28 protein-coding genes are annotated in these 26,419 nt (G+C 70.7%); 20 read left to right on the forward strand and 8 right to left on the reverse strand.

Going from position 1 to position 26,419, the window contains the following annotated elements; genetic code table 11:
- Nucleotides 1-106: 106 nt before the first annotated feature.
- Genes ABD798_RS05075 through ABD798_RS05085 form a run of 3 tightly spaced genes read left to right on the forward strand, consistent with a single transcriptional unit; the run spans nt 107 to nt 1,529 of the window.
- Nucleotides 107-778 (forward strand): TetR/AcrR family transcriptional regulator, encoded by a 672-nt coding sequence (locus ABD798_RS05075; RefSeq protein ID WP_344871333.1) that lies wholly within the window; start codon nt 107-109, stop codon nt 776-778.
- 48 nt (nt 779-826) lie between these two features.
- Nucleotides 827-1,066, forward strand: a complete 240-nt coding sequence (locus ABD798_RS05080) for a hypothetical protein (RefSeq protein ID WP_344871334.1) — start codon at nt 827-829, stop codon at nt 1,064-1,066.
- A gap of 10 nt (nt 1,067-1,076) precedes the next feature.
- Nucleotides 1,077-1,529: a flavodoxin family protein gene (locus ABD798_RS05085; RefSeq protein WP_344871335.1), complete on the forward strand. Its 453-nt coding sequence runs from the start codon at nt 1,077-1,079 to the stop codon at nt 1,527-1,529.
- A gap of 369 nt (nt 1,530-1,898) precedes the next feature.
- On the opposite strand, the gene ABD798_RS05090 is transcribed toward ABD798_RS05085, so the two are convergent.
- A complete protein-coding gene (locus ABD798_RS05090) occupies nt 1,899-2,225 on the reverse strand; it encodes a hypothetical protein (protein WP_344871336.1) in 327 nt (108 codons plus the stop codon).
- 642 nt (nt 2,226-2,867) lie between these two features.
- Here ABD798_RS05090 and ABD798_RS05095 point away from each other — a divergent pair.
- The 4 genes from ABD798_RS05095 to ABD798_RS05110 all read left to right on the forward strand — a co-directional run bounded on the left by ABD798_RS05095 (nt 2,868) and on the right by ABD798_RS05110 (nt 6,199).
- Nucleotides 2,868-3,533: a hypothetical protein gene (locus ABD798_RS05095; RefSeq protein WP_344871337.1), complete on the forward strand. Its 666-nt coding sequence runs from the start codon at nt 2,868-2,870 to the stop codon at nt 3,531-3,533.
- Nucleotides 3,533-4,072, forward strand: coding sequence for a PEP/pyruvate-binding domain-containing protein (locus ABD798_RS05100; protein ID WP_344871338.1), 540 nt, complete (start codon nt 3,533-3,535; stop codon nt 4,070-4,072). The genes ABD798_RS05095 and ABD798_RS05100 overlap by 1 nt, the downstream gene beginning before the upstream one ends.
- Before the next feature lie 16 nt (nt 4,073-4,088).
- Complete coding sequence (locus tag ABD798_RS05105; protein ID WP_344871339.1) at nt 4,089-4,757, forward strand: ceramidase domain-containing protein; 669 nt, start codon at nt 4,089-4,091, stop codon at nt 4,755-4,757.
- A gap of 350 nt (nt 4,758-5,107) precedes the next feature.
- Nucleotides 5,108-6,199, forward strand: coding sequence for a LacI family DNA-binding transcriptional regulator (locus ABD798_RS05110; protein ID WP_344871340.1), 1,092 nt, complete (start codon nt 5,108-5,110; stop codon nt 6,197-6,199).
- A gap of 207 nt (nt 6,200-6,406) precedes the next feature.
- On the opposite strand, the gene ABD798_RS05115 is transcribed toward ABD798_RS05110, so the two are convergent.
- Nucleotides 6,407-7,576, reverse strand: a complete 1,170-nt coding sequence (locus ABD798_RS05115; RefSeq protein WP_344871341.1) for a cytochrome P450 — start codon at nt 7,574-7,576, stop codon at nt 6,407-6,409.
- A gap of 85 nt (nt 7,577-7,661) precedes the next feature.
- Between ABD798_RS05115 and ABD798_RS05120 the strand changes: the two genes are divergently transcribed.
- The gene (locus tag ABD798_RS05120; RefSeq protein WP_344871342.1) at nt 7,662-8,861 is read left to right on the forward strand and encodes a cytochrome P450; all 1,200 of its coding nucleotides are present in this window, start codon (nt 7,662-7,664) and stop codon (nt 8,859-8,861) included.
- A 132-nt stretch (nt 8,862-8,993) separates the two neighbouring features.
- Here the strand turns inward: ABD798_RS05120 and mtnA are convergent, their stop codons facing one another.
- A complete protein-coding gene (mtnA, locus tag ABD798_RS05125; protein ID WP_344871343.1) occupies nt 8,994-10,001 on the reverse strand; it encodes an S-methyl-5-thioribose-1-phosphate isomerase in 1,008 nt (335 codons plus the stop codon).
- A 22-nt stretch (nt 10,002-10,023) separates the two neighbouring features.
- Between mtnA and ABD798_RS05130 the strand changes: the two genes are divergently transcribed.
- The 7 genes from ABD798_RS05130 to ABD798_RS05160 all read left to right on the forward strand — a co-directional run bounded on the left by ABD798_RS05130 (nt 10,024) and on the right by ABD798_RS05160 (nt 14,991).
- Nucleotides 10,024-11,082 carry a gamma-glutamylcyclotransferase family protein gene (locus tag ABD798_RS05130; protein WP_344871344.1) on the forward strand — a complete coding sequence of 353 codons (1,059 nt, stop codon included), beginning with the start codon at nt 10,024-10,026 and terminating at the stop codon, nt 11,080-11,082.
- Nucleotides 11,083-11,153: 71 nt separating this feature from the next.
- Complete coding sequence (locus tag ABD798_RS05135) at nt 11,154-11,765, forward strand: DUF4232 domain-containing protein (protein ID WP_344871345.1); 612 nt, start codon at nt 11,154-11,156, stop codon at nt 11,763-11,765.
- 19 nt (nt 11,766-11,784) lie between these two features.
- Nucleotides 11,785-12,579 (forward strand): transporter substrate-binding domain-containing protein, encoded by a 795-nt coding sequence (locus tag ABD798_RS05140; protein ID WP_344871346.1) that lies wholly within the window; start codon nt 11,785-11,787, stop codon nt 12,577-12,579.
- A gap of 111 nt (nt 12,580-12,690) precedes the next feature.
- A complete protein-coding gene (locus ABD798_RS05145) occupies nt 12,691-13,146 on the forward strand; it encodes a hypothetical protein (RefSeq protein ID WP_344871347.1) in 456 nt (151 codons plus the stop codon).
- The gene (locus ABD798_RS05150) at nt 13,143-13,595 is read left to right on the forward strand and encodes a hypothetical protein (RefSeq protein WP_344871348.1); all 453 of its coding nucleotides are present in this window, start codon (nt 13,143-13,145) and stop codon (nt 13,593-13,595) included. Before ABD798_RS05145 ends, ABD798_RS05150 begins: the two co-directional genes overlap by 4 nt.
- A complete protein-coding gene (gene ahpD / locus ABD798_RS05155) occupies nt 13,595-14,107 on the forward strand; it encodes an alkylhydroperoxidase, AhpD family (protein ID WP_344871349.1) in 513 nt (170 codons plus the stop codon). Before ABD798_RS05150 ends, ahpD begins: the two co-directional genes overlap by 1 nt.
- A 29-nt stretch (nt 14,108-14,136) precedes the next feature.
- A complete protein-coding gene (locus tag ABD798_RS05160; RefSeq protein ID WP_344871350.1) occupies nt 14,137-14,991 on the forward strand; it encodes a hypothetical protein in 855 nt (284 codons plus the stop codon).
- 358 nt (nt 14,992-15,349) lie between these two features.
- Here ABD798_RS05160 and ABD798_RS05165 read toward each other — a convergent pair whose 3' ends face one another.
- Nucleotides 15,350-17,083, reverse strand: a complete 1,734-nt coding sequence (locus tag ABD798_RS05165; RefSeq protein WP_344871351.1) for a M14 family zinc carboxypeptidase — start codon at nt 17,081-17,083, stop codon at nt 15,350-15,352.
- Between the two features lie 369 nt (nt 17,084-17,452).
- On the opposite strand from ABD798_RS05165, the gene ABD798_RS05170 reads away from it, so the two are divergent.
- The 4 genes from ABD798_RS05170 (at nt 17,453) to ABD798_RS05185 (ending at nt 21,193) form a co-directional block, all read left to right on the forward strand.
- Nucleotides 17,453-17,713, forward strand: a complete 261-nt coding sequence (locus tag ABD798_RS05170) for a hypothetical protein (RefSeq protein WP_086828749.1) — start codon at nt 17,453-17,455, stop codon at nt 17,711-17,713.
- A 4-nt stretch (nt 17,714-17,717) separates the two neighbouring features.
- Nucleotides 17,718-17,966, forward strand: coding sequence for a hypothetical protein (locus tag ABD798_RS05175; protein WP_344871352.1), 249 nt, complete (start codon nt 17,718-17,720; stop codon nt 17,964-17,966).
- A gap of 66 nt (nt 17,967-18,032) precedes the next feature.
- Nucleotides 18,033-20,819: an FtsK/SpoIIIE domain-containing protein gene (locus ABD798_RS05180; RefSeq protein ID WP_344871353.1), complete on the forward strand. Its 2,787-nt coding sequence runs from the start codon at nt 18,033-18,035 to the stop codon at nt 20,817-20,819.
- Entirely contained in the window at nt 20,816-21,193 is a 378-nt protein-coding gene (locus tag ABD798_RS05185; protein WP_344871354.1) for a hypothetical protein, read from the forward strand. Before ABD798_RS05180 ends, ABD798_RS05185 begins: the two co-directional genes overlap by 4 nt.
- Nucleotides 21,194-21,211: 18 nt before the next feature.
- Here the strand turns inward: ABD798_RS05185 and ABD798_RS05190 are convergent, their stop codons facing one another.
- From ABD798_RS05190 to ABD798_RS05200, 3 genes are read right to left on the reverse strand one after another with little or no spacing between them, the layout of a single operon-like run.
- The gene (locus tag ABD798_RS05190; protein WP_344871355.1) at nt 21,212-22,099 is read right to left on the reverse strand and encodes a GNAT family N-acetyltransferase; all 888 of its coding nucleotides are present in this window, start codon (nt 22,097-22,099) and stop codon (nt 21,212-21,214) included.
- The gene (locus tag ABD798_RS05195; RefSeq protein ID WP_344871356.1) at nt 22,099-22,995 is read right to left on the reverse strand and encodes a GNAT family N-acetyltransferase; all 897 of its coding nucleotides are present in this window, start codon (nt 22,993-22,995) and stop codon (nt 22,099-22,101) included. The genes ABD798_RS05190 and ABD798_RS05195 overlap by 1 nt, the downstream gene beginning before the upstream one ends.
- Before the next feature lie 41 nt (nt 22,996-23,036).
- The gene (locus ABD798_RS05200) at nt 23,037-24,239 is read right to left on the reverse strand and encodes an amidohydrolase (protein WP_344871357.1); all 1,203 of its coding nucleotides are present in this window, start codon (nt 24,237-24,239) and stop codon (nt 23,037-23,039) included.
- A 47-nt stretch (nt 24,240-24,286) separates the two neighbouring features.
- Here ABD798_RS05200 and ABD798_RS05205 point away from each other — a divergent pair, with 47 nt between their 5' ends.
- Entirely contained in the window at nt 24,287-24,802 is a 516-nt protein-coding gene (locus ABD798_RS05205; RefSeq protein ID WP_344871358.1) for a VanZ family protein, read from the forward strand.
- Here ABD798_RS05205 and ABD798_RS05210 read toward each other — a convergent pair.
- Nucleotides 24,759-26,414, reverse strand: a complete 1,656-nt coding sequence (locus ABD798_RS05210) for an FAD-binding oxidoreductase (protein WP_344871359.1) — start codon at nt 26,412-26,414, stop codon at nt 24,759-24,761. The two genes, ABD798_RS05205 and ABD798_RS05210, sit on opposite strands and share 44 nt — an antisense overlap.
- Between the last annotated feature and the right edge of the window lie 5 nt (nt 26,415-26,419).

Consider the following 26,419-nt stretch of genomic DNA (forward strand, 5'->3'; position numbering starts at 1 on the left):
TGCACACCCCCAGGTGGCGCAGAACGAGCGATCTCCGCCCGAGATTATTACAAGCTGTAACAGTGGGCCAAGGCGATTCAGAACGTGGGCGGTCTACGTTGGGGCGGTGAGCAGTGAGCCGCCCCGGCGGCGCAGACCTGGGCCGCCGCCGAGGCTCAGCCGCGACCTGATCGCCGACGCCGCCGTCGCGGTCGGTTTCACCGACCTGACCCTGGCCTCGGTCGCCGAGCGGCTGAGCGCCACCCACGCGGCGCTCTACCGCCACATCACCGACCGCGACGACCTGGTCGTCGCGGCGGTGGAACGCCTGGTCAGCGGGCTGCCGAAGGCCCTGGAAAGTCCGGACTGGCGCGAGGTGCTCGAAGCGGCGACCTGGGCGCTGTGGCGGATGTACGCCGAGAACCCCGGCGTCGACCAGGTGCTCTGCTCGGTCCCCGCCGCGCGTGAGGTCGTCGTCTGCCACACCCTCGCGCTGGTCCGCCGCCTGTGCCAGGTCGGCTTCGACCCCGAGTTCGCCGTGCTCGCCGCCGACATCGTCGTCGAGTTCGCGCGGGCCTCCGGTGGCACCGCCGGTCTGCTGCACGCCACCTCCGCCGCCGAGGTGCGCGCCGTGCTCGGCCGAGTCAGCGCCGACGAGGCCGAGAACGAGCTGTTGCGCGAGGTCAGCGGTGCCCTCAGCCTCGACCTGCGCCCGTGGGCCGCGCGCAAGCTCGCCGTGGTGCTCGACGGCATCGCCGCCAACGCGCGCCCGACCCAGGAGAACACCTCCGAGAAGTGATCAACACGGGGTCGCTCGAACGGGTGGGTACTCGATACCTTCTTTGGAGTGACAAGCCATCAGGTCACCATCAACCTGAGCCCCGACGAGGCGCTCGTCCTCTTCGACTGGCTCTCCCGCACCGACGACCAGGGCGGCCTCGACCCGCTGACCGAGGACCACGCCGAGCGCGTCGCCCTGTCCAGCCTGGCCGCCACACTGGAGGACCAGGTCATCGACACCTTCGACCCCGCGTACGCGCAACGCGTGCGGACCGCGCGCCTGCGCTTGACCCGGGATCTGCCCTAGGTTGGCGCTCGTGCCCCGGTTGCTGCTGGTCCACCACACGCCGTCGCCGAACCTCCAGGCCATGTTCGAGGCCGTGGTCTCCGGCGCCACCGACCCCGAGATCGAGGGCGTCGACCTGGTCCGGCGCGCCGCACTGGAGGCGAGCGCCTCCGACGTGCTCGCCGCCGACGGCTTCCTGCTCGGCACCCCCGCTTATCTGGGATACATGTCAGGCGCCCTGAAAACGTTCTTCGATTCCGTTTTCTACCCGTGCCTGGACGCCGCGAGGGGCCGCCCGTACGGCCTCTACGTGCACGGCAACAACGACACCACGGGTGCGGTGCGCTCCGTCGAGGGCATCACCAAGGGCATGGGCTGGGAGAAGGGCGCCGAGCACGTCCTCGTCACGGGCGCGCCCACCAAGGACGACCTGCGCGCCTGCTGGGAACTGGGCGCGACCGTCGCCGCCACCCTCATGCCCTGACCGCCAACACCTGTCCCGCGAGCAGCCGCACCTGAGGTTGAGGCGTCTTCTCGTCGATCACCGTCAACCCTGCACCCCGGTCAGGGTTAGCGGCCGTTGAAGACCGCTGAGGCGTGGGTTTGCCGGTCTTGAAGACTGGCGAACCCGGCGACGAGCATGCCCTAGGACCTGTCCTGTAAGCGGTTGAGCTGCATATTCCGGTCACGGTGTCGCCGGGGGTTGGGGTGTCTTCAAGACCACCCAACCCCTCTGTTGATCATCGTTAACCGCCGCAAACCCAGCGGCCTTGCGGGGTTTGCCGTCGTTCGAGACGGCTGGGGCGGGGGTTTGCGGGTCTTGAAGACCGGCGAACCCGGCGACGAGCAGGCCCTAGTCCGGCGCGGCGAACCAGGCGATGTCGCCGAGGGTGATCTCGCCTCCCCGGTCGGCCACCTCGTGCACCTCGCGCCGGATGCGCTCGGCGGAGTCGTCCACAGTGGACGTCCACGGCTCGAACCCGTCGTCGCCGATGCGCCCGGGGACGAGAACGCCGTCCCGGACGAGCCGGGCGGCGCCGTCGCCAGCCCTCCGGAGAACCTCGGTCCCGTCGACGTCGGCGCCGTCCGAGCGCTGGACCGCGGCGATGATGTCCACCATCTGCACCCAGTCGTAGCTCAGCGCCTCTTCCGCGAATTCCCTGAGTTCGCCGTAGTCCACCGGTGTTCTCCTTCAGTTCTCGTTCAAGGCGGGCGACACCCGCGCGCGGCGTTCGTAGGGTGGGCCTCGTCCAGCCGGTGACGCCGATTGCACGGGCACTGCGAAAACAACACCACACCCTCCCGTCTGGAGCAGGTGGCCCGCGAGGGAGTACCCGAGAGGCGAAACTGTGGAAATGGGAGAGCCCTCGGCGTCCCAGCTGGGCCCTCGGCCGATGCCTCAACGCCTCGCCGCACGCTAGGGCGTTCGGGCGCACGGGTTGCTCCCAGGCGCTTCGAAGGTCTGTCGGGCCGGACTTGCACGTGATCGACGGATGCGGACGGCGGGGCTAAACCGAAAAGACCGCGGCGCGGGATTTCAGCGGATGGGAAGTTTTCGGCAAAGGCGCGGCCAGCCAGGGCAAATAACGATTCGACACCCCCTGAACCGGACACCCGCCGCACGCGGGGGCAGCCCGGGTGATGCGACCCGAACTGCCCGTTCGACCGCTTTCGCCAGGCCGGTTCAGCAATTGCACAAGTATGTCCAGCGAAGGATGGACAGAATCAGCATAAAGACCGTCAAACGCGCTGGGAGAGCGCTCTGTTGACTCGTCCACCCCAGGTCATAACCTACAAATTCGTTCATGACCTGGGGGCAGGGATGACGTCGGTACTGGAAAGGTTTCGCGACGAACCGAAGACCGTGACACCGCTGGGCGGACTTCCTGAGCTGGACGGGGCCGACTGGGTCGCCGCGGTTCCGTGCGCGGGGCTCGCCGCGGTCAGCAGAGGACTGCTGGACCTGGTGCGAGGGGTGTGCGGCGCCGACTTCGACGGACTGGTCACACGGCGGCTGTTGCTCGATCTGCGGATGCGCCGCCCGTGGAACGCGCGGCGTCCCGTGGAGCTGCGCGCACGCCTGGTCGCCGAGCCGGTGTGGGAGGTGCGCGCGGTGCAGGACGGAATGGTGGCCTGTACCGGCGCGGTCGAGGTCGAGCTCTCCGGAGCGCCGAGGGATGACGAGGCGTTGGCGGAGAACAGGGTGCTCGGCCTCGACGAACTGCTGGACGCGGCACTGCGCTTCGCCGTGGCGGTGGGCGGTCCCGGCTGCCAGCACGAGCTCCCGCCGCTGCTCGGGATGCGCGCCGAGCTGCTCAGGGGGCTCCCCGGCAGGCGCCCGCTCACCCTGACCCACGTGCCGGAGTCCGGCCGGGTCGGGCGTGAGGTGCGCGTCGCCGACCAGGCGGGAGCCGAGGTCGGCAGGGTGCGCTTCGACTGGTTCGCGGCGAACGGGTGCCTGAGGCGCGATGCCGCGCGGGTCGCCTGATGATCCGGCTGGTCACCGCCGACCTGCCTGCCCTGCTCGACCCGTCGGTGGTGGGGCACCGCTTCGCCCGCCAGGCGGCGCTGCGCAGGCAGGGCTTCGGCGTCCCCGCGTTCTTCTGCGTCCCGGCGACCGCGCTGGAGGACGTCCTCACCTCGGTGCTCGACCGGCTCGGAGTGCCGCCGCCGACGGGCTACCCGGAGCTGCTGACCTGGTCGGAGTCTGCGGGCAAGGAGATCAGGGCGACCGGCGTCGAGGAGGAGCTGGCCGCGGCGCTGCACGCCGAGTTCGACCGGCTCGTCGGACCCGGCGGGCTGGTGGCGGTGCGCGCCAGCGCGTTCGGCGGCCACGGCACCACCTTCGAGGGCATCAGCGGCGGCTACCTCTACGTGCCCCGGCACGAGCTGGCCGACCGCGTCGCCGACTGCTGCGCCTCGGTCTTCTCCCCTCAGGCCCTCCTGCACGCGACGCACCGGGGCGTGGACCTACGCTCCATCCGCGTCGCGGTCGGCGTCCAGCGGACCGCTGTGGGGCAGGGCTGACACACCTGGGGGTTCGATGGCCTGGACCGACTACATCGACGACTACTGCGAGCGCACCGAGCCCGGCCTGCTGGCCGAACCGCTCAACGCGCTCAGCAACCTGGCGTTCATCATCGCGGCGGTCGCGCTGTGGCTGGCCGTGCGCAGGACCGCGCCCGCTCGGCCCGGCAGCCTCTACGTGCTCGCGGTGCTGCTCGCGCTGATCGGCCTCGGCAGCGGTGCCTTCCACACGATCGCGACCGGCTGGGCGCAGTTCCTCGACGTCTTCTTCATCGCGGTGTTCATCCACGTCTACGTCGTGTGCTTCCTGCACTGGTTCCTGGGCGTGCGCTGGTCGCTGGCCTGGCTCGGCGCACCCGGCTTCGCGCTGTTCAACGCGCTGATGGCGTGGATCACCGGCGGCGAGGGTTCGGCGTCGTACTTCCCGGCGATCATCGGGCTGGCGGCCTTCACGATCGTGCTCTCGGCGAGCAAGGACCCGGCGCTGGTGCGCTACCGGCTCTGGTTCGGCGCGGCGACAGGGGCGTTCGCGGTCTCGCTGACGCTGCGCTCGGTCGACCTGGCCGTCTGCCCCACCTTCACCCCCGGGACCCACTTCCTCTGGCACAGCTTCAACGCGTGCGTGTTGTACCTGGTCGGGCGCGCCGCCGTGGTGCGCGCCCGCGAACTCACCCCCGAGGTTTAGGGGTTTCTCCCGATGTTGGGCGGGTGCGGCTCCGGCAGGATTTTCCTCAGCGGGACGGGGGTGCGCCGAGGGGTCGCACCTTCACCCGCGGGGGCCGGGGGATGCAGTACAAGGGGAGACGCGGCACGGCACGGACGTGAGTCGGATTCGGGGGGAATCCGAAAGTCCGTGACCGTTGCCGCGTTCACTTGTCCGGATGTTTGACCAGCTTGTGACCATGTTGTGCCTGTCTTTGGAATGCAACACCGATTGTCGGGCAGCCATCCGAGTGATCGCGTTTTCGATTCGGTGAGCGGCTTGAACTACCCCCTAGAGTGGCACCGGTTCGGCGCCGTCTAGGGGGTTGAGAAGTGGGCACCAGTTCAGCGGCCGACCGACCGGAAGGCGATCGCGTCGCGACTCCGGTGGGGCGGCGGGGCCGCCCGACGCTGCGCGAGGTCGCGGCTGCGGCGGGCGTGGACGTCTCGACGGCGTCGAGGCTGCTGCGCGGGCAGGACATGCCGTACCGGGCGGAGACCCGGCAGCGTGTGCTCGACGCGGCGGAGAAGCTCGGCTACCGCCCCAACCAGCAGGCCCGCGCGCTGCGGTTGCAGCGCCAGCAGGCGATCGGGCTGCTCGTGCCCGACCTGGACAACTTCGGCTTCACCCAGATCCTGCGCGGCGTGCAGGAGGTCGCCGCCGAGCAGGAGTACACGCTGATGCTGGTCGAGGCCGGTGCGGGCGCGGGCGAGGGCGGCGGCATCAGCTACGAGCGCCTCGGGCTCGAAGGGCGCGTCGACGGCATCCTGGTGGCCTTCGCCAGCATGGACGACCCGCACGTGCAGGAGTGGGCCGAGCGCGAGCGGCTGCCGATGGTGCTCGTGCAACGCGGCACTCCGAGCTACCCGGCCTCCGTGGTCATGGACGAGCAGCGCAACGTCGCGGTCATGGTGGAGCACCTGGTCGAGCTGGGGCACCGCCGCATCGGCCACGTCAGCGGACCGCTGCGCACCGACACCGGCCTGCGCCGCCAGGAGGGCTTCGCCGCAGCCATGCGCGAGCACGGCCTGACGGTGCGCCCCGAGTGGATCGCCGACGGCGGCTTCCACTGGACCGGTGGCCAGGCCGCCGCGCGCGAGATCCTCGACGTTCCCGAGGCCGAGCGCCCCACCGCACTGGTGGTGGCCAACCTGATCAGCGCGCTCGGCACGCTCAGCGCGGTCCACGAACTCGGCCTCACCGTGCCCGGCGACCTCTCCGTGATCGCCATCGACGAGCACATCGTCGCCGAGCACACCAACCCGCCGCTGACCACCGTGCAGACACCGCAACGCGAACTCGGCCGCCGCGCCGCGCAGATGCTGCTCAACTCGCTCAGCGGCGAGAAGCCCAGCCGCGTGATGATCACCGACCCACCGCCCAGCCTCGTGATGCGCGCCTCCACCGCCCCACCACCGTCGTAGAGCCCTGAACGACCCGTTCAGCGCGCTCATCGCACCAAACGACCCGTTGAGGGCGCCCAAGTACCCGAACGACCCGTTCAGTGCGTTGCGAAGTACCTGAAAGGGCCGTTGGGGGAGTTGAGGGTGCTGAATGACTCATTCGGGACCCTCAAGTACCTCAATGAGTCATTCAGCGCGTTAGACGCACTGAAGGGGGCATTGGGGCGGTCAGGTGGTGGTGATGGGGAGGGCGGAGATGCCGTAGACGGCCATGTCGGGGCGGAACTCGACGTCGGCGGGGTCGATCGCGAGGCGGAGGTCGGGGACGGCCTGCGTCAGGGCGGTGAGAGAAGCGACTAGTTCGGTGCGGGCGAGCATCTGGCCGAGGCACTGGTGCACGCCGAAACCGAAAGCGATGTGGCGGTTGGCGGTGCGGTGCAGGTCGAGGGTGTCGGGATCAGCGAAGACGTGTTCGTCGCGGTCGGCGGAGGCCAGTGCGACGAGAACGCCGTCACCGGGCCGCATTGCCTGTCCCCCAACGGAAATGTCGGCCACGACGGCGCGCGCGACGCCTTGCTGCACGATGCTGGAGAAGCGGAGCAGCTCTTCGACGGCGCCGGGGACTAGGCCGGGATCGGCGCAGAGCTCCTCCCAGCGCGAGCGCTGTGACAGCAGGGTCAGCACGCTGAGGCCGATCATGTTCGCGGTGGTCTCGTGCCCCGCGACGAGGAGCAGGCGGGCGATGCCGACGAGCTCCTCGTGCGTCAGCTCGCCGGCGCGAACCCGTTGCAGGACAAGGCGACTGAGCAGATCATCGCCGGGCGACGAGGTCTTGGCGCGGCACAGGCCGTCGAGGTACGCGCGCAGGTCCTCCACGGCCTGGGCGACATCCGCAGCGGGCGCGGCGCGGTCGAGCTGGACCTGGCTGCGCTCGTTGAAGAACTCGCGGTCGGAGTGCGGGACGCCGAGCAGCTCGCAGATCACCAGCGACGGCACGGGGCGGGCGAAGACCTCCACCAGGTCGACCGGGCCGTCGACGGCGGTCAGCTCGGCGAGGCAGTCGGCGATCACCTTGTCGATCACCGGGCGCAGCGCGGCCATCCGCTTGACGGTGAACTCGCCGGTCAGCATGCGGCGCAGGCGGGTGTGGCCGGGCGGGTCCATGGCGAGGAAGACGCCGGGCGGCGGTGGTCCTTCCGGCAGCGGGCGGATCGCGGGGTAGCCGGGGGTGTTGGGCACTGAGCTGAACGCGGGGTCGCCGAGCACCACCTTGGCGTCGGCCTGCCGCGTCACGAACCAGACCTGTTGCCCGGTGCGCAGCCGGACCTTGGAGACCGGCAGCTCCGCGCGCAACTGGGCGTAGGCGGGCGGCGGGTGGAAAGGGTCGTCACGGCGCATCGGGTAGTCCACCCCGCCATCATGCGAGATTTCCCATGCTGGCGTTGTCGGTGCGCGGTGTGAGGATCGTTGCAGGAGGGCCGTTGTGACGAACGCTGAAATCCCGAACTTCCCGATGACCCGGTGCCCGGGGTTCGACCCGCCGAAGGAGTACGAGCGGCTGCGCGCCGAGCTGCCGGTTGCGCCGGTTCGGTTGCGGCACGGGCAAACGGCGTGGCTGGTCACCCGCTACGCGGACGTGCGCCGCGTGCTCAGCGACCCCGCGCGCTTCAGCTCCGACCCCGCGAAGCCGGGTTTCCCGCAGCTGCGCCCGGTAGTGGACAAGAAGGCCAAACCGGGCAGTTTCCTTGTCACCGATCCGCCGCTGCACACCAAGTACCGCAGGATTCTTGCCGCCGAGTTCAGCGCAGCGCGGATGGAGGCCCTGCGCCCCGCCGTCAACGAGATCGTGGAGGGCTGCGTCGACGAGCTGGTCGCTGGCGGCCAGCAGGCGGACCTCGTGCGGCACGTGTCGGTTCCCGTGCCCGCCAAGGTGATCAGCCTGCTGCTCGGGGTCCCGGAGTCCGACCAGGAGTTCTTCATCGACCGCAGCCGCCGCCACCTGGACCGCTCGCTGCCCGCCGACCAGGTGGGGACCGCGCTCGCGGAGCTGGAGGACTACCTGGACCGGCTGATCGCGGAGCGCGTGGCCGAGCCGGGCACGGACCTGCTCAGCCGCCTCGCCGTGCGGCACCTGCGCACCGGGGACCTGACGCGTGCGGAGTTCGTCGGGATGTCGGTGCTGCTGCTGGTCGGCGGCTTCGAGACCACCGCCAACGCGATCGCGCTCTCGGCGCTGGCGCTGCACGAGCAGCCCGGCCAGTGGGCGGAGCTGGTGGCCGACCCGGACCGAGCGGTGGGCGCGGCCGACGAGCTGCTGCGCTACCTGGGGCTGGCCCAGCACGGCGTGGTGCGCGCGGCGGTCGCCGACATGGAGGTCGGCGGTCAGCTGATCAAGGCCGGGGACGGCGTGATCCTCGCGCTGTCCTCGGCCAACCGCGATGCCGAGCACTTCTCCGAGGCGGACCGCCTCGACGTGTGCCGCTCGGCGAGCGACCACATGACCTTCGGCTGGGGCATGCACAAGTGCATCGGTCAGCACCTGGCCCGGCTGGAGCTGGAAGTGGTGTTGCGGACGCTCGTGCGCCGGGTTCCCGGGCTGCGCGTCGGCGTGGCCTTCGGGGAGCTGGAGTTCCTCATGGACGCCCCGTTCTACGGGGTCCGAGAACTGCCTGTGAGCTGGTGAAATGGAATCGGGGGGATTGGCCTCCGCCGCCTTGGGGCCAATCCCCCCGAGTCCTGTCGCACTCGTGTGTGAGCGCTCTCATAGAGTGGCTCGGCGACCGCTCGGAGTCAAGCGGCAGAAGCGGACAAATTTTCAGATCGCCCGCTCGCCCAGCGCCGGGCGGATCACCCGGCGCTCGGTGACGATCGCGGTGACCAGGTCCGACGGCGTGACGTCGAAGGCCGGGTTGACCGCACCGGTGCCCGCGGGGGCCATCCGGCGCCCACCGATGACGAGCACCTCGTCCGCCTCGCGCTCCTCGATCTCGATCGCGGCGCCCTCGGGGGTCGCGGGGTCGATGGTCGACTCGGGCGCGGCGACGACGAACGGGATGCCGGCCCGCGCGGCGGCCAGCGCCAGCGGGTAGGTGCCGACCTTGTTGGCGACGTCGCCGTTGGCCGCGATCCGGTCCGCGCCAACGACAACCGCGTCGACCATGCCCCGCGCGATGATCCCGGCTCCCGCTCCGTCGACCACCACGCGGTGCGGCAGGCCCAGCTCGGCCAGCTCGGTCGCGGTGATCCGCGAGCCCTGGAACAGCGGTCGCGTCTCGTCCGCGAAGACCATGCGGACCAGACCGTCCTCCTGGAGCGAGCGCACGATGCCGAGCGCGGTGCCCCAGCCGACGCACGCGAGCGCTCCAGCGTTGCAGTGCGTGTGCAGCGCGAGCGGGCGCTCGCCGAGCTGTTCGCGCAGGAAGTCGGCGCCGCGCCTGCCGAGCTCCTTGTTGGCGGTGACGTCCGCCGCGGCGAGGTCGAGCGCGGCGACCAGCACGGCGTCCGCGCCCTTGTCCACGAACGGGAGCACCTGCTCGACGCCCCAGCGCAGGTTCACCGCCGTCGGCCGGGCTGACGCGATGCGTTCGGCGTCCGCGCGCACGCGTTCGGGGTCGTAGCCCTCGCGCTCCGCGACCGCCGCCGCCAGCGCGACGCCCAGCGCACCGGCGGCGCCGAGCAACGGCGCTCCCCGGATGACCAGGCGCTTGATCGCGTCCACTAGTTCGTCCACTGTGGACAGTCGAAGCAACCGGAGTTCCGGAAGCACGGTCTGGTCAATGGTCTCGACGTGTCCGTCGACCCAGGTGATGGTGGTCCGCTCCACGAGTTCCGTACGGTACGCGGTGATGCCGCCCTCGTTCAGCTCAGTCAGCGACTCTTCGTTCAGCGACTCCGATTTCCCGGCCGAGCCCTACCCGGGCGCGCGACCCGACGGCTCCTACGCGCACCACGATGGCCAGGGCTTTCTTCTGCACTCGCGCGACGGGTCGTGGTTCGCCGGGGACCAGGAGCTGGACGACTGGCTCGCCGAGCGCGGGGCCGCGCCGCTGGCCGAACGCGTGCCGGTTCTGGTCTACGGCTCGAACCAGTGCCCGTCCAAGATCACCTGGCTCCGCGAGGCACTGCGCCTGCCGGGCCCGGCTGTCGTGCTGCGCGCGCGGTGCGCCGACCTCGCGGCGGTGTGGGCGAGCGGGCTGCGCAAGCGCGACGGCGCCCGTCCCGCGACGCTGGCGCACGCCCCGGGCACCGTGGAGACGCACGCGGTGTGGTTGGCGACGCGGGAGCAGGTCAGGGTGCTGGACGTGTGCGAGGGGCGCGGAACCCGCTACGGGCTCGCGAAGCTCCACAGTGGAGTAATCACGCTCGACGACGGGTCCATTGTGGACGAAGCGCTGAGCTACGTCGGCCTTACCGACATCCGCATGCCGTTGTTGCAGAACGGCGACATGGTCCGCTGCGCCGATGTCGACCAGGCCGCCGCGCTCGCCTTGCAGGGCGACATCGGACACCACGGGCTCAACGTGTCCTTTGTGGACGGTGAGCCGGAGCCGGACGAGTGGCCCGGTCGATTGTTCGTCTACGGCACGTTGCAGCCGGGAGCTTCCGCGTGGCGGCTGCTCGAACCGTTCGCCGACGGACCGGGAACCGAGCAACGCTTGCCGGGGCGGCTCTACGACACCGGGCTCGGCTACCCCGCGCTACGGCTCGGCGGCGGGCCTGGAGTGCCTGGCAGAGCAGTGGTTCTGCGCGATCCCGCCGCCGCGTTCCCGGTGCTCGACGAGTACGAGGGCGAGGAGTACCGCCGCGTGCGCGTGAGCTTGGCGGACGGGCTGGTCGCGTGGACCTACGTCTGGGTGGAGGAGGTCGCGGGGATGGCCGAGCTGACCTCGGGCTGGCTGGTCTAGACATGCCGACTGCTCCGTTCCGGTGTACAACGGACGCAGCCCGGGTACTCCTGAGCAGGGAGGTCCTAGACATGCGTCGAACCGGACAAGCTGTTGTCGCGAGCGCGGCCGTCCTCATGGCGATCACCGCCTGTGGCACGCCGCCGCCAGTGACACCGGCCGCGCCGAACCCGCTCGCGGCAACGACACCCGCACCACAGCCAGATCCAGCGGAGGCGGCGAGAGTCGCGCCAGAGGAGCACCCGGCAGGCGCCAAGCCCGCGGACACGCGATGCACGGCGGCCGATCTCAGCGGTGAGCTCAAGGATGCCGACGCGGGCGCCGGTCAGCGCTACGCGACGCTGGTGGTGACCAACAAGAGCGGGAAGTCCTGCACGCTCTTCGGTTACGGCGGCATGGAACTGCGGCGCAAGGACGGTGAGCGGGTGCCGACGAAGGCCGAGCGCAGCGCCGATCCCGGGCCGAAGACCGTCATGCTCCCGCCGGGGCAGAAGGCGGGCAAGAAACTGCACTGGAGCCCGGTCCCGGCCGGTGCGGAACCGGTTGACGGGCCGTGCGCGCCGACGGCCGATGTGCTCGCGGTGACGCCGCCCGACGACACCAAGCAGTTCACGATCCCGTGGACGAGCGGCTACGTCTGCAACGGCGGCAAGATCGACGGGACGGCTTACTTCCGCATGTGAGTCCGCCTAACCTGCACGCATGCGTGCCAAGGCGGTTCTCCTGGCTGTGGTTTCCGTTCTTGCCCTCGGCTCGGTCTCCAGCGCTGGCCCCGACGAACGGGGCAGCGCCGGCAGTCGGCTCGACCTGGTGACCAAGCGCGGTGAGCTGCGCGTGTGCAGCACGGGCGACTACCGGCCCTTCACCTACCGCGACCCCGCGACCGGGGCGTGGAGCGGCATCGACCTGGACATGGCCGGTGACCTCGCGAAGCGGCTCGGCGTGAAGATGACGATCGTGCCGACCACGTGGAAGACGCTGGTCGACGACTTCCGGCGGCGCTGCGACATCGCGGTCGGCGGGGTATCGATCACGTTGGAGCGCGCACGGCAGGCTTTCTACACGAACGCCTACGTGCGGGACGGAAAGACTCCGATCACCCGTTGCGAGAACGCTTCGCGCTTCCAGACGCTGGAGCAGATCGACCAGCCGGGCGTGCGCGCGATCGTGAATCCCGGTGGTACCAACGAGCAGTTCGCCCGCGCCAACCTGAAACGGGCCACCATCGTCGCGCACCCGGACAACAACACGATCTTCGACGAGATCGTCGCGGGCCGGGTGGACCTCATGATCACCGACGCGGTGGAGACGCGGTGGCAGGCGAAGCTGCGGCCGGAGCTGTGCGCGGTGCACCCGGAGAAGCCGTTCACCTTCTCCGAGAAGGCTTATCTGGTGCCGCTCGGCGACGTGGTCTTCAAGCACTGGGTCGACCAGTGGCTCACCCTCGCGCTGAACGACGGCACCTACGAGCGGATCAGCAAGCCCTGGCTCGGGTGACCGACAAGCCCCGAGTGTGACCACGGCCACAGCGGACCGGGCCTTCGCGGGTCTTGCGCGGGCTGTCACCCTCTTGGGGTAAACCCCGATGGTCGAGTGGGAGTGTTGATCATGGTCGGAGGGACGATCCGACGGTGGTGGTGGGAGGCGCAGGGCTGGCAACGGCTCGGCGCGGCGGTCGCGGGCACCGCGCTCGGGCTCAGCGCGCTCGGCGGCACGAGCGCGCTGCTGCGGCCCAATCCGACAGCGGTTCCTGCCGCGCTCACAGTCGTCCAGTCCAGTACCAGCGTTGCGCCGACAACTACTTCGGCCCCGGCCCCTGTGGAGACCACCACCGAGGCTCCGCCGCCGCCGCCGACGACCACTGTCGCTCCGACGAAGAAGCCCACGCAGCCGCCGCGCACGCACACACCGGCGCCCAAGCCGACCACCACGGAGAAACCGGCGTTGCCGAAGGCGGGTGGCGCGTGTGCCAAGCAGGGTGACTTCGCGATCAGCGACCAGGGGAAAGCGTTGCTGTGCATGAAAGATCCGGGCGATCAGCGGCTGAAGTGGAGGCAGCTGTGAGCACCAGGAGGCAGGCGACTCCCTCGTCCCCGCGCGGCCTGCTGCCGGACGGCACCGTGCGTACCACGGGCTGGCTGGTGATCTCGGGCAGAGCGGTCAGCTCCGGAGTCCTCACGGCGATCGCGTTCGCCTTCATCCCGTTCGTGACGATGCCGTGGTCCGAGGTGGGCTTCCTGCCGCTGTTCACCGCCGCGGCGGGCTACGGCATCTGGAAGCTCTTCACGACGCTGGTCTGCCCGGCGTCGGAGGCCCGCAACCTCGGCGCCTGCCCCGCCTACAGGCTCGCGCCGTGGCAGGACGTGCGGTTGCACGGGGAGATCGGCCCGGTGACCCGCCTCGTCGACGTCTCGCTGCACCCCGGCGGCCAGGTCCGCGTGGTCGTCAGCGGCGGCGACGTGCTGCACTGGGCCGCCGACCACCCCGTCCAGCTGGTCCGCTTGGTGAACTGATGTCTCTGGACGCGCTCAGGGCCGCGCTGCCGGAGTACGCGGCGGACATCGAGCAGAACCTGGGCTTGGTGTTCACCGGTTCGTCGCTGTCCGAACAGCAGTTGTGGGGCACCGCCGTCGCGGTCGCGGTGGCCGCGCGCAACGCCGTCGTACTGCGTGAGCTCGCCGAGGACCTTGCTCCGGAGGTGGTGACCGCTGCGAAGGCCGCCGCGTCGGTCATGGCGATGAACAACGTCTACTTCCGCGCCAAGCACATGATCGGCTCGGAGCTGCCCGCACGGCTGCGCATGCGCGTGGTGGCCCGCCCGGGCGTCGACAAGATCGACTTCGAGCTGTGGTGCCTCGCGGTCTCGGCGGTCACCGGCTGCGAGGTCTGCGTGGTGGCGCACAACGATGCGCTGCGCGCGGCCGGGGTCTCGGCGGAGGCGGTGAACGACGCGCTGCGGATCGCCGCCGTCGTGCACTCCGCCGCGGTCACCCTCGACGCGGAACAGGCTCTGGCCAGGGGCTGACCGGGGAACCGGCGGTCGTCGGACGGGTCATGCGGAGCCTGGTCCAGAATGGGGCCACGATGGTGGACGACGAGCTGGAGCTGCTGATCACCGTGGTGGTCGGCGCCGAGGACGAGCGACAGGCCCGCGCGGCCTGCCGCGAGCTGGTCGATCGCGTCGGGGGCCGGATCGTGGAGGCGGGCGACTGCTCCGACGAGGAACCCGGCTGCTGGTCGGTGACGATCAGCAAGCCCAGCTCGGAGCGGGTCTCCGAGCACGTCACCGCCACGCTGGCCAGGGCGGTCCGCCGGTTCGTCCGCGAGCTCGGGCCGGAGTTCGGCACCCCGCAGGTGGCGTGCGAGCTGCCCACCGCGTGGACCGTGCTCGACGAGCCCACCGCCATCGGCGAGCTCGTGCCGAACTGCGAGCGGCTGCTGGTCGAGGCGTGGGTGGGGGGAAATCCGCTCACCCACGAGTTCGGCGCGGGCGCCGAGGACCCCGACGAGCTCCAGGCCGCCGCCGAGCGCGAGGCTCCGTGGGACTTCGAGGCCCCCGATGTCACGCACGTCCTGTGGCTGTCGGTCGACGTGGCCACGGACAGCCCCGCCAACGCGCAGTGGCAGGCTCGCGCCGTCGCCAGCCGCCTCGCCCGCTCCGCGCAGGTCGTGGAGTGCGCCGAGAGCGAGCCCGGTCTGCGCCGCGTGGACATCAACCTCGGCCCGGTGGTCTGCGAGAAGCCCGAAGTGCTCCAGGACGTCGTGCGCCCGCTCGGCCGCGAGGGCTGGGACATGCTCTGGGAGGGCGAGGCGGGCGCCATCACCTGGATCGCCGCATCGGCGCCGGCCAACGGCATCGCCGCGCTCCAACTGGCCGTGGAACCCCTCCCCCGCCCCGCCACCACCTAGCGCGACTGGTCGCGCATCCGTTTCGTACTCCTAGCGTTGTTGGCCAGGCCGTGTCCGGTAGGTCATCAGGTTCGCCAGTCTTCAAGACCACCCAACCCCCACCCCCGTCGTCTCCAACGACAGCAAACCCCGCAAGACCGCTGGTTTGCGGGGGTTAACGATGATCAACAGGAGGGTTTGCTGGTCTTGAAGACACCCCAACCCCCGGCGACACCGTGACCGGAATGCACAGCTCAACCACTTACGGGACAGGGGCCGGGCACGAAGACCGCCCCCAGCCCGGATGGGGTTGGGGGCGGTTGGAGACCTCGCGGACGGGGGTTCGCGGGTCTTGAAGACTGGCGAACCCCCGGTGGAGCTAGCGGGCGGGGAGCCAGGTCGTGGTGAAGGGGCCCCAGTTGCCCGCGGCGTCCTTGGCGCGGACGTAGGCGAGGCGCTTGGCCAGGTCCGTGGTGGGCACGACGCCGCCGATCTCCACGGTGGGGCCGGTGCCACGGACGTCGAGCGGCTGCGGGGTGCCACCGGCCCACGGCGCCTTGTCGAGGTAGATCTCCGCCGCCGCGATGTTCTGCGCGGCGGGGCGCCCCACGCCCGCGCGGCCGTAGGCGTCGTCGTCCGCCTTCGCGGTGAAGGACGCGAACTGACCGCGAGCGCGCGCGACGGTGATGCCGGAGACGGTGGGGCCTTGCGCCGCCACATAAGGCTGAGCGGCCACCTTCGCGGCGTACAGCAGCGCGCCCTCGTTCTCCCGCCAGAAGCGGTCCTGGCAGGTGTAGGCCGGGTGGAAGCCGGAGCACTCGCCCGACGGCGGACCGACCTCGTAGGTGAAGGACGCGATGCCGAGCTTGTCGTAGGCCCAGTCGTCGGTGGTGCCCGAAGCGTCGTAGAGGACCTCGCCGGGCTGACCGGCGTCGTAGCCGTTGTAGTGATTCATCCGGAACGCCATCGAGCGCAGGCCGGAGTCGTTGGGCGCCTTGACGTTGCCGTCGTAGCCCCACGGGAAGAGCACCAGGTTCGAGTACGTGTGCAGGGTGATCATCGCGCCGCGCGTGGTCGCCGGGGCCGGGTCGGTCGGCGCCGGGCCGCGCTGGTCCTGGAAGAGCTTGGCGAACAGCGCCGCGAGCTGCGAGACCTCGGGCTCCGAAGCCGCCTTCGGGCCCTTGTAGACCTGGTTGCAGGTGCCGGTGGAGGTGCCCGCCTTGCCCCAGTTGGAGTCCCAGTTGCGGTTCAGGTCGATGCCGAACTGCGAGCCGGAGTTGCCTCGGCAGGGCTCAGCGCCGTTGGTGTTGTTGACGTTCTTGCGCTGGAACGAGTTGCTGGCCGCGCCCGTCTCGCCCTTGAGACCGGACTCCACCCACTGGATGCCGTCCGGATTCACTTGCGGCACAACCCAGATCTCGGTCCCGTCGAGCACCGCGGTCACGTCCGCGTCCGCGGCGTAGCCGTCGACCAGCTTCGTGATGTAGCGCCACGCCAGCTCGCTCGTGGTCAGCTCGCGCGCGTGGATCTGGGCCATCAGCAGGAAGCGCGGCTTCGCCGAGTTCGGGTCGGTCTTGCAGCCGTTCGCCGCGTTCGCCGTGATGCACAAGGCTTCCAGGGTGTTCCCGGCGCCCGGGTCCTGGGCCTTCTTCCACGAGTCGCCGTACTCGACGCGCCGCACCAGCGACGAGTACGCCGCCGCGACGTCGCGGGTGAAGGAGTGGAAGCCCTCCACGGTGCGGTATCCGCCGTAGTGCGTCGGGTAGTCCTTGTCCGCCAACAACTTCGGCTTCGGGTAGGCAGCGGCGGCCACCACCTGCGCGGGGCCCGGCGCGCTGCGCACGACGGAGGCGCCCTCGGCGGCCAGCTCTCCCCTCGTCCGCTCCGTGCCGAGCACCTGGACCTCGCCGCCCTTGCGGGAGACGACGTCGAAGCCCTTCTCGGCGAGCCGCCTCGCGAGCGCGGCGACGTCCTGCCCGGGCGCGGTGACGTCGAAGACCTGGGGCTGCTCGGCGCCCGGGGCCGCGGTGGCGACCGGCGCGAGGGCGGCCACCGTCAGCGCGGCCGCGGTCGCGGCGAGTGCGCTGCGGAGACGACCTGAGCGACTTGGCATGGAGGAAGTCCTTCCGTCGTTGGCGACGAAAAGATCCTGTTGGCCGGGCGCGAAGGCCGACAATCCGCCAGACGGCCCACGCCGTCCACACGTGAGCGCCCGGCCGCGCGCGCACCAGAGGGTGAGTTAGGAATTTTCCTTGATTTGCCCAGGCGCGTCATTCGGTTACCGGCTTGCGCTTCTCGGAGCGCACCTGAACGGAAGACCCACAGGTGGGGAGCCGGGCGGGGTCGTGGGACGCCCTATCGGCCGATCTTGTTCCCTCGTGCTTGCGCCCGTGCGGCGGAGCGGTATTACTTTCGAAGTGCGGCCGGTGGGGCCCACAGGAGTCGGCCGCAGTGCACGACGTGTTGAAAGGGCTGAAGCGACATGGCAAGCGTCGAGCAGGTTCGAGCGGGAATCAGCCTGGCCACCGAGAAGGCGAACGAGAGCATCGCCGCGCTCCAGCAGGCCGCCTCGGCCATCGAGGAGGCGCAGACGGCCTTCGTGGCTGCCTCCGAGGGCAGCGCCCAGGACGACGCCGAGAAGATCCAGGGCATGTTCACGCAGATGCTGGAGGACCTCAACAACGTCCAGAACGGCGTCACCCAGGCGATCTCGACCGCCGAGGACTACGCGAACCGGCTGTAGTGGCGTGTCGGTCGCCGAACTGCGGGCCGCGTTCGAGGTGGCGCACCAGCACCTCGGCGCGGCCGTGCACCACGCACGCACCGCGTCGGACAGGTTGTCCGAGGCCGCCGAGGAGTTCGCGGACCTGTCCAGGGACCACCAGCGCTCACTGGTCCCGCCCGAACTGGCCAGGGCGGAGGAACTTCTGGAGCGGTTGGTGGGCACACTGTCAGAGGGCGCGGAGGCGATCGGTGTTTTCGCACAAGCCCTGTGAGGAACCCGTGCCCCGTGCGTTGATAACTTGATCATGGGTACACCGACAACGCCGTTGGGGTGAGCGTTGAACAAGCGGACCGAACGCCGCAAGAAGATCGAGCACGCGTTCGAGGAGTTCCGCGAGACCGTGGGCCTTGCCCTCGGCGCGGCTGCCCGGGACCACTCGCGGGCGGCGGTGGCCCATGCCCGCAGCATGTTCGACCTGTGGCTGCGGCAGACCGGCGTGACCGCGGCGGTCGACGACCCCGCCTTCCGCCGCTGCCTGGACAACCCGCTGCTCAAGCCGGTGGTGCAGCAGGCGCTGGAGGAGCACCAGGGCATCTTCACCGGCTGGACCGGCCAGGGCCCCCTGGAGCTGCACCGCCTGGTCGCCGAGGCCGCGCCGGGACCGGCGGGCGAGCCGTGGCAGACCTGGCTGGGGCAAGCGGGCCAGCGCGACGGCAACAGCGACGTTCCCGGACTGTGGCGCGTCGGCACGGCGGTGATCGACCGGGCTCCCGAGCGCGAGGAGTTCCCCGCCGCCATCCCGTTGCTCGACGAGTCGCACCTGTCGTTCAGCTCCACCCCGGAGACGCGCGCGCAGATCGAAGGCAGTGTCGAAGCGCTGCTGCTGCGCCTGATCAGCTTCTTCCAGCCGGGGACCGTGCAGCTGCACGTCTGGGACGTCGCCCAGCTCACCGGCGCGCTGCCCGGGCTCTACCCGCTGGCCAGGGCGGGCTTGCTGACCGTGCACGACCCCGCGCGGCTGCACGAGCTGCTGGACGAGTTCGCCGAGCACATCCGCCGCATCCACACCAGCGTCCTCGTGGACGGCAGACCGTCGCTGCGCGCGGTCGCCGAGGCCACGGGCAGGCGCACCGAGCCGTGGCGCGTCGCAGTGCTCTTCGGCAACCGCAAGGCGCTGGAGGAGCAGCTCCAGCAGAAGCTGCAACGCATCGCCCGCAACGGCCTGGCCTGCGGCATCCAGCTGATCCTGGTCGATCTGCCGATCACCGTGAACTCTCCGCTCGAAACGATCCGGGTGGGCAAGGACGGCGTCGTGCGCGGCACGATGACCGGCCCGCACGCGTCGGTGACGCTCGATCCGCAGCTGCCCCGCGAGCAGGTCACCAAGGCCTGCGGCGCGATCTCCGAGTCGTTGCTGGAGCGCAGGAGCCGGGTCTGCTCCTTCGACGACCTGCTGCCCGAGGCGCGGTGGAGCTCGACGTCGTCCTCCGGCCTGGAGGCGCCGATCGGCTACCACGACGGCGAACCCGTCTCGATGATCATCGGTGACGCCTCGCCGCACGTGCTCGTCGGCGGGCCGAGCGGTTCCGGCAAGACGAACTTCCTCTACGCGATGCTCGGCGCGCTGGTGTCGCGCTACTCCCCCGACGAGCTGGAGCTGTACCTGCTCGACTTCAAGGAGGGCGTGTCCTTCGCGCAGTTCACCCCGGGCCGCAAGGACCCGAGCTGGCTGCCGCACGCCCGCCTGGTCGGCGTGAACGTCAACGCGGACCGCGAGTTCGGCTTGGCGCTGCTGAAGTTCCTCGCCGACGAGATGCGGCGGCGCGCGGACGCGGCCAAGCACCACGAGGTCACCAAGCTGGAGGAGCTGCGCGCCGAGGACCCCTCCGGCCGCTGGCCCAGGATCGTCGCGGTGATCGACGAGTTCCAGTACCTGTTCGCCGAGCGCGACGCGGTCACCAGCCGCGCGGTCGGGCTGCTGGAGGACGTGGCGCGGCGCGGTCGTTCGCAGGGCATCCACCTCGTGCTCTCCAGCCAGGACGTCTCCGGCATCGAGGCGTTCTGGGGCAAGCCCGCGATCTTCGAGCAGTTCGTGCTGCGGGTCGCGCTGCCCAAGGCGCGGCGGGTGCTCGCAGAGACCAACCTGGCCGCCATGGAGGTGCCGCGCAGGCACGCGGTGATCAACCACGATTCCGGTGTGCGGCACGGCAACGAGATCGCGCGCGTTCCCGACGCGACCAGCAAGGGCACCTTCGACGCGCTCCAGCTCGACCTGTGGCAGCGGCGCGCGGAGAGCTTGGCGGAGCCGCTGCTCTTCGACGGCGAGAAGGTGCCTCGTCTGTCCACTGTGGACGACTATGCGGCGCTCAGCCCGGGAGCCGGTGTGCCCACGGCGCTGCTGGGCCAGGTCATCGACGTCAGCGGCAGCGCGGCCAAGGTCCGCATGGTCCGCTCTCCCGGGCGCAACGTCGCGGCGATCGGCTCCGTGCTCGGCGACGCCGCCGGAGTGCTCGGCGCGGCGGCGCTCTCCCTTGCGCGGCAACACGTTCCCGGCGAGGCTGACTTCACCGTCGCTTACCTGACCGAAGACGCTTCGGCGAGCGCGCGGTCGCTGGCGGAGGAGCTGGGGGCAGCGGGCCACGGCGTCGACCTGATCGACCTCGACGGCATCCGCGAGAAGCTCGACGGCCTCGCCGAGGGCCTCAACGCACGCCTGTCCGGCACCGGAACCGAGGCGCCGCGCCCGCACTACGTGCTGCTCTACGCGATCGACGCGGCTTATCCGTTGCTGGAGAACAAGAATCCGGCCACGCGGCAGTCCGGCCTCGACACGATGAAGTTCGTGCTCAAGCACGGCCCGGAGTTCGGGACGCACGTCATCGGCTGGTGGCGCAGCGCTCAGCGGCTCAAGAGCTCGCTGATCGGCGGGGCGCTCGACGACATCGGCAGCTGGGTGGCGCTCGACGTGCACGGGCAGGAGCTGTCCAGCCTGGCCGCAGGGCAGATCATCAGCTGGGCTCCGCGACCGAGGCGCGGGTTGTTCTTCGACCGCTTCGAGCACGCCAAGCCCGAAGTCGTCATCCCCTTCAGCATCGGCATCAGCGCAGGCGGAGGTGAGCTGTGAGCGAGGGTCTCTCCGCGAGCCAGCGGTACCGCGAGATCACCGGCCGGGTGGACGAGGCCGTGCAGCGCACGCGGGCCCGCGACAAGGAACGCGCGCGCGAGCTGGAGCTGGAGGTGGAGAGCAACGGCGAACGCCTCGCCCGCGCCGCCGACCGCGAACGGCTCGTGCGGATGAGCGTGGAAACCCAGTGGGAGACCGCCGTCGAGGCGCTGTGGGACGAGCGGTGGCTGTCCATCAAACCGCTGCCCAAGCCCGCCGAGTCCGTCCCCGCCGCCGACCAGAACCACTTCGACGGCGAGGTCGAGCGCACCCGCCAGGCCCTGGAAGAGGTGCTCGCCAAGCGCACCCTCCTCCGCCCCCGCAGGCGCGACTGAGCCTGTCTCGGGGCGGCGTCAGCGGATGACGGGGCGGCGCTGCCACACCGTCCACAGAGGACGGTAGCCTTGGCGGTACCAGAACGGCGTCGAGAACTCGTTGGCCAGGATGTGTTCCATGAGCGTGACCGGAGCGCCCGCCGCGTCGATCCGCGTGTGCACCTCCGCCACCAGCGCGCTGGCGATGCCGCCGGAGCGCGCCTCGGGCAGCACGAAGAGCTTGTTGAGGTAGGCGGTCGGCGTCGCGGTGACCATGCCCTGCGCCCAGTCCGCGCGCTCCCCCGTGTCGGCCTCGACGAACCCGACCACCGAGCCGTCGCGTTCGGCCACGAGGACGAGCCCCTCGGCCACCGCCTCGCGCGTCTCCCCGGCGAGCACCTCGCGAGCGTTCGGGCGCTCGGTGACCAGGCCGTAGCGCGCGTCGTGGCTGTGCAGCAGCACGGAGAGCTCGATGAGCACGGGAAGATCAGCCTCCGTCGCGGGGCGGATCTCGTGCGCGACCGAAGCGGCGGGGATCGGGCGGCCTGCGGGGCGAACGGCGATGACGGACGCGGGCGCGAAGCCGTGGAACACCAGCTCCCGCACCGCGAGGCTGTCCCGGCTCGGCCAGTTCACGATCGCGGCGGAGTCGCGGTCCCCCGCCACGTAGGACGCGGCGAGGTGCTTGTCCCACTCGTCGAGCAGGGCGCCGAGTTCTTCGGGCGCACCAGTGCGAAGCCGCGCCCGCAGGACGTTGCGATGCGTCGCCGCCCACAACGCCACCTCGGGGCTGCTGTGCTCAGCCCCGAAGAAACCGACCGCACCAGGCACGTCGATCCGCGTGGTGTCGGAGGGCGGCGTGGTGACCGGGAACAGCGGATCGAGCGCGGCCAGCCGCTCGTAGTGGCTCTGAACGACGTCTTCCATCAACGCACCGCCGGTCGCCGCTGCCAAGTAGTCCACAGTGGACGGTATCCGTGGCGGTACCAGAAGGGGGTCGAGAACTCGTTGTGCAGCACGTGTTCCAACACCGTGGCCGGGATTCCTCGATCGTCGAGCTTCGCGTGCACATCGGCGACGAGCGCACCGCCGACGCCGGAAGCGCGCACGTCGGGCCGGACGAAGAGCTTGGCGATGTAGGCGGAGGGTGAGGCCGAGGTCAAGCCCCGCATCCACGCGGCGCGCTCGCCCACCATCGCTTCGACGAGGCCGATCACCTCGCCGTCCTGCTCAGCGACCATCGTCAAGCCCTCACCGAACTCGACGGCACCGCGCACGCTCTCGCCGAACAGTTCCCGGACTTGGGGGCGCTCGGTGAGCATGCCGTACTGCGTAGCATGTCTGTGCAGCTCAACGGAAAGCTCGGTGAGCGCGGGGATGTCCGACGGCTCAGCCGGGCGGATCCTGTGCCCGGCAGACACGGGCGGCGACAGCTGACCCGCCGGGCGCACGGCGATGACCGTCGCGGTCGCGAAGCCGTGAAACACCAACTCCCGCAAGGCAACGCTGTCCCGACTGGGCATTCTGACGATGGCTGACTCGTCGCGGTCGCCGGGTGTGCACGACTCCGCGAGCAGCTTCTCCCACTCGTCGAGCAGGCCGCCCAGCTCCTCAGCACTGCCGGTGGCGAGCCGGGGGCGGAGGGTGTGCGTGCGCGCCGCGGCCCAGATCGCGGTGGCCGGGTCGCTGACTTCGTCGGCGTAGTAGCCCACCGCGCCCGGAGCTTCGACGAGCTGCCCAGTCGGACGCACGCCGCCGGGCAGCAGCGGGTCGAGCGCCGCCAGCCGGGCGAAATGGCTGCGAGCGACGTCATCGGCGGTCATGCGGCCCTTCCTACCTCCGCACGTCCACCTTGTCTTCTGAATTAAACGTAGAGTTCACCGTTCGCGGCAACGAGAACACCCGCACGGACGACGAGGGTCCGCACTCCGCGATCCATCACGGCCGCCGCCACCGAGTCGCCCGGCACGACGACGAGGTCGGCGGAGTCGCCCTCGATCATACGGTGGCGGTCGACGCCGAGCGCGTGCGCTCCACCCCGGCTGGCGATGTCCACGCACATCTCGATCTCGTCATCGGCGCGGAAACCGTTGCGGTAGGCCAACTGCCACGCGCGGTCGAGCATGTCGGCGTTGCCGTAGGGGGACCAGTAGTCGCGGATGCCGTCCTGACCGAGCCCGATGCGCACCCCGGCCCGCCGCAGTCGGCGCAGCGGCAGCGGGTTCGCCCGACCACCCGCCACGGTGGTGACCGCGACGTCGTTGGACGCCAACAGGTCGATCAGCGCGACCTGACGATCGGAGTCCACAGTGGACAGTGCGAACGCGTGGCTGATCGTCACCCGGCCCGCCATGCCGAGCGCGGCGGTGCGCTCGCAGATCAGCTCGATCTCGAAGGCGCCCAGCTCTCCGGCGTCGTGCAGGTGCACGTCCACTCCGCGCTGGTGCCGCTCGGCGAGGCCGAAGACGATGTCGAGGTGGCGCACGGGATCGCGGTCGTAGCCGGCGGGGTCGATGCCGCCGACGATGTCCGCGCCCGCGCGCAGCGCCTGGTCGAGCAGGTCCTGCGTGCCGGGATCGCGCAGGATTCCGCACTGCGGGAAGGCGACGACCTGCACGGCGGCGCGCGCGGAGTGCGCTTCCTTCGCCGCGAGCACGCCTTCGAGCCGCTCCAGGCCGGAGTCCGTGTCGACCTGCGCGTGGCTGCGGACGAGCGTCGCGCCCGCCGCGATGGTGCGGCCGAGGGTGTGGGTGGCGCGCTCGGCAACGCTCTTCTCCGCCGAACGCCAGTGCGCGCGGTCGTTGTCGATCAACCCGGCGAGACCCGGTCCGGCGGTGTGCTCGCGGAAGGGCAGCCCGAGCCGGGTGGAGTCGAGGTGCGCGTGCGCGTCGGCGAAGGCGGGCAGCAGCACACCGCCGCGCCCGTCCACGACGGCGACGCCGTCCGGGGCGGGGATGCCGGGCTGGATGGCGGCGATGGAGCCGCCCTGGCAGAGGACGTCCGTCTCGGGGCCGCCAGCGGTGTGGGGCCAGGGGCGCACCGAACGGATCAGGAGATCACCGGTCACCCAGGCCACACTATCCCGCTACACCCGACAAGGCAGCATCCACGCCTGTGTATCTCTTCGACGTCCACGTGCCACTCACGTGGTGGACCGGACTCGGCCTCCTGGTCGGCGGCGTGGCGAGCCTTCTGCTCTGGCGCCCGCTCGCCGCGCGGACCGGCTGGCACCACGGCTGGACGCTGGTGTCGTTGTTGCTGCTCAGCTCGACGCTGGCGCTGACCTTCGGCCCCGGCGCGGAGCTGCGTCCGCCGACACTGACGCAGTGCCTGCCGACGCGCGCGAGCAAGCTGCTGCGGTCGCTCGCCCAGCTCGCGGGGGACCTGGAGAACTCGCTGAACATCATCGTGCTCGCACCCGTGGTGATCGCGGTCGTGCTGGCCACCCGGCGCACCGCGTACGGCGTGTGGCTCGCGCTCCTCCTGCCGGGCGTCATCGAGGTCGTGCAGACCCAGATCGCCGGGCGCGTGTGCTCGACCGCCGACTACTTGGCGAACGCGCTCGGCGGAGTGCTCGCCGCTGTGGTCACGGGCGCGGTTTTGCGTCGCCGACGAGCTTTCCCGGGTTGAGCACGCCGGTCGGGTCGAGCCGCTGCTTGACCGCGCGCAGCACTTCGAGTCCGAGGTCACCGATCTCCGCCCCGAGCCACGGCGCGTGGTCGACACCGACCGCGTGGTGGTGGCTGATCGTGCCGCTGTGCCGGACGATCGCCTCGCACGCCGCGACCTTTGCCCGCTGCCACTGCCCGAGCGGGTCCTCGGCGGAGCGCGGGTTCAGCGTGGTGAAGTACAGCGAGGCACCGGTCTCGTACGCGTGCGAGATGTGGCACATCACGACCGGGCTCTTGCCTTGCGCACCAAGGGAATCGATCAGCGCTCCACGCACAGCCGTGCGCAGCGCGGTCAGGTCGTTCCACGTCGCCGCCGTCTCCAGCGTCTCGACGCACACACCCGCGTCCAGCAGCACATCGCGCTGCCGAGGCCCGTTGAACCGCCCCTTGCGCCAGGTTTCGCCCAGCGCCCGCCCGAGCGCGACCGGCCGGAACCGCTTGAGCTTGCTCAGCGCCGCCGCGCGCCGCGTCGCGAGTTCCCTAGGCGAACCGGTTTCCCAGCCGAGCACGAGCATGCACGGCTCGGCGACACCGCGAGCGCGCAGGTAAGCCTTGAGCGCCTTGACCTTCCAGCCACCGGACAGCTCGAACGAGACCTCGGTTTCATCCACATCGGACAGTCGCGTGACGTCCGCGAGAGCCTTTCCCTGCGCCAGCTCGCGAACCGCGTCCGCCGCGCGCTCCCACCCGTCGAGCACGAAGCCCTCATAGTGCTTGACGCGCGGAGCGGGCCGCACGCGCAGGGTCAGCTCGGTGACCACGCCGAACAGCCCTTCGCTCCCGATCACCAAGCGCTTGAGATCCGGTCCGGCAGCCGACGCTGGCACACCGCCGAGCCGCATTTCGCCTTGCGGCGTGGCCATTCGCACTCCGATGACCATCTCTTCGAAGCGCCCGTAGCCCGCCGACGCCTGCCCTGACGACCGCGTCACCGCGAAGCCGCCGAGCGTCGCGCGCTCGAAGGACTGCGGGAAGTGGCCGAGCGTGAAGCCGTGCGCGGCGAGCAGGCGCTCCGCGTCCGGCGCGCGAACTCCAGCGCGGAACACGGCTGTGCGCGAGATCGGATCGACCGACACCAGCTGGTCGAGGTGGACCAGGTCGAGCGAGATCACCGCGCTCTTGTTGCCGCGCAACGCGTTCACGCCGCCGACCACGGACGTTCCGCCGCCGAAGGGAACCACGGCGATGTCGTGCTCGACGCAGACTTCGAGCACGCGCTGCACCTGCTCCGGATCGGCGGGCAGCACCACGGCGTCCGGAACGTCCAGCTCCCCCGCTCCGCGACGGCGCATCAAGTCCACATAGGACAGTCCGCCCGCGCGCCCGAGCCGGGAATCGCGGTCGACCAGCACCTGCGCCTCGCCGACCACGTCGACCAGCGCGGCCCGCGCGCCCGCTCCGAGCTGCGAGTCCCCGACGGCGAGGACCGAGCCGGGCGCCGCCGGAGTGATCGCGGTGCCCAGGCCGGTGCGAGTGCGCAGCCACCGCAGCGCGTGCGGCGGCAGGTGCGCTTCGGCGGCGGGGGCAGAGGTCCAGCTCCCGCGAAGGGTGTGGTCGATGCGCTGGTTCACGGCTA

The organism is Allokutzneria multivorans (genome assembly GCF_039537405.1).
In the GTDB taxonomy this organism is placed as follows: Bacteria; Actinomycetota; Actinomycetes; order Mycobacteriales; family Pseudonocardiaceae; genus Allokutzneria; species Allokutzneria multivorans.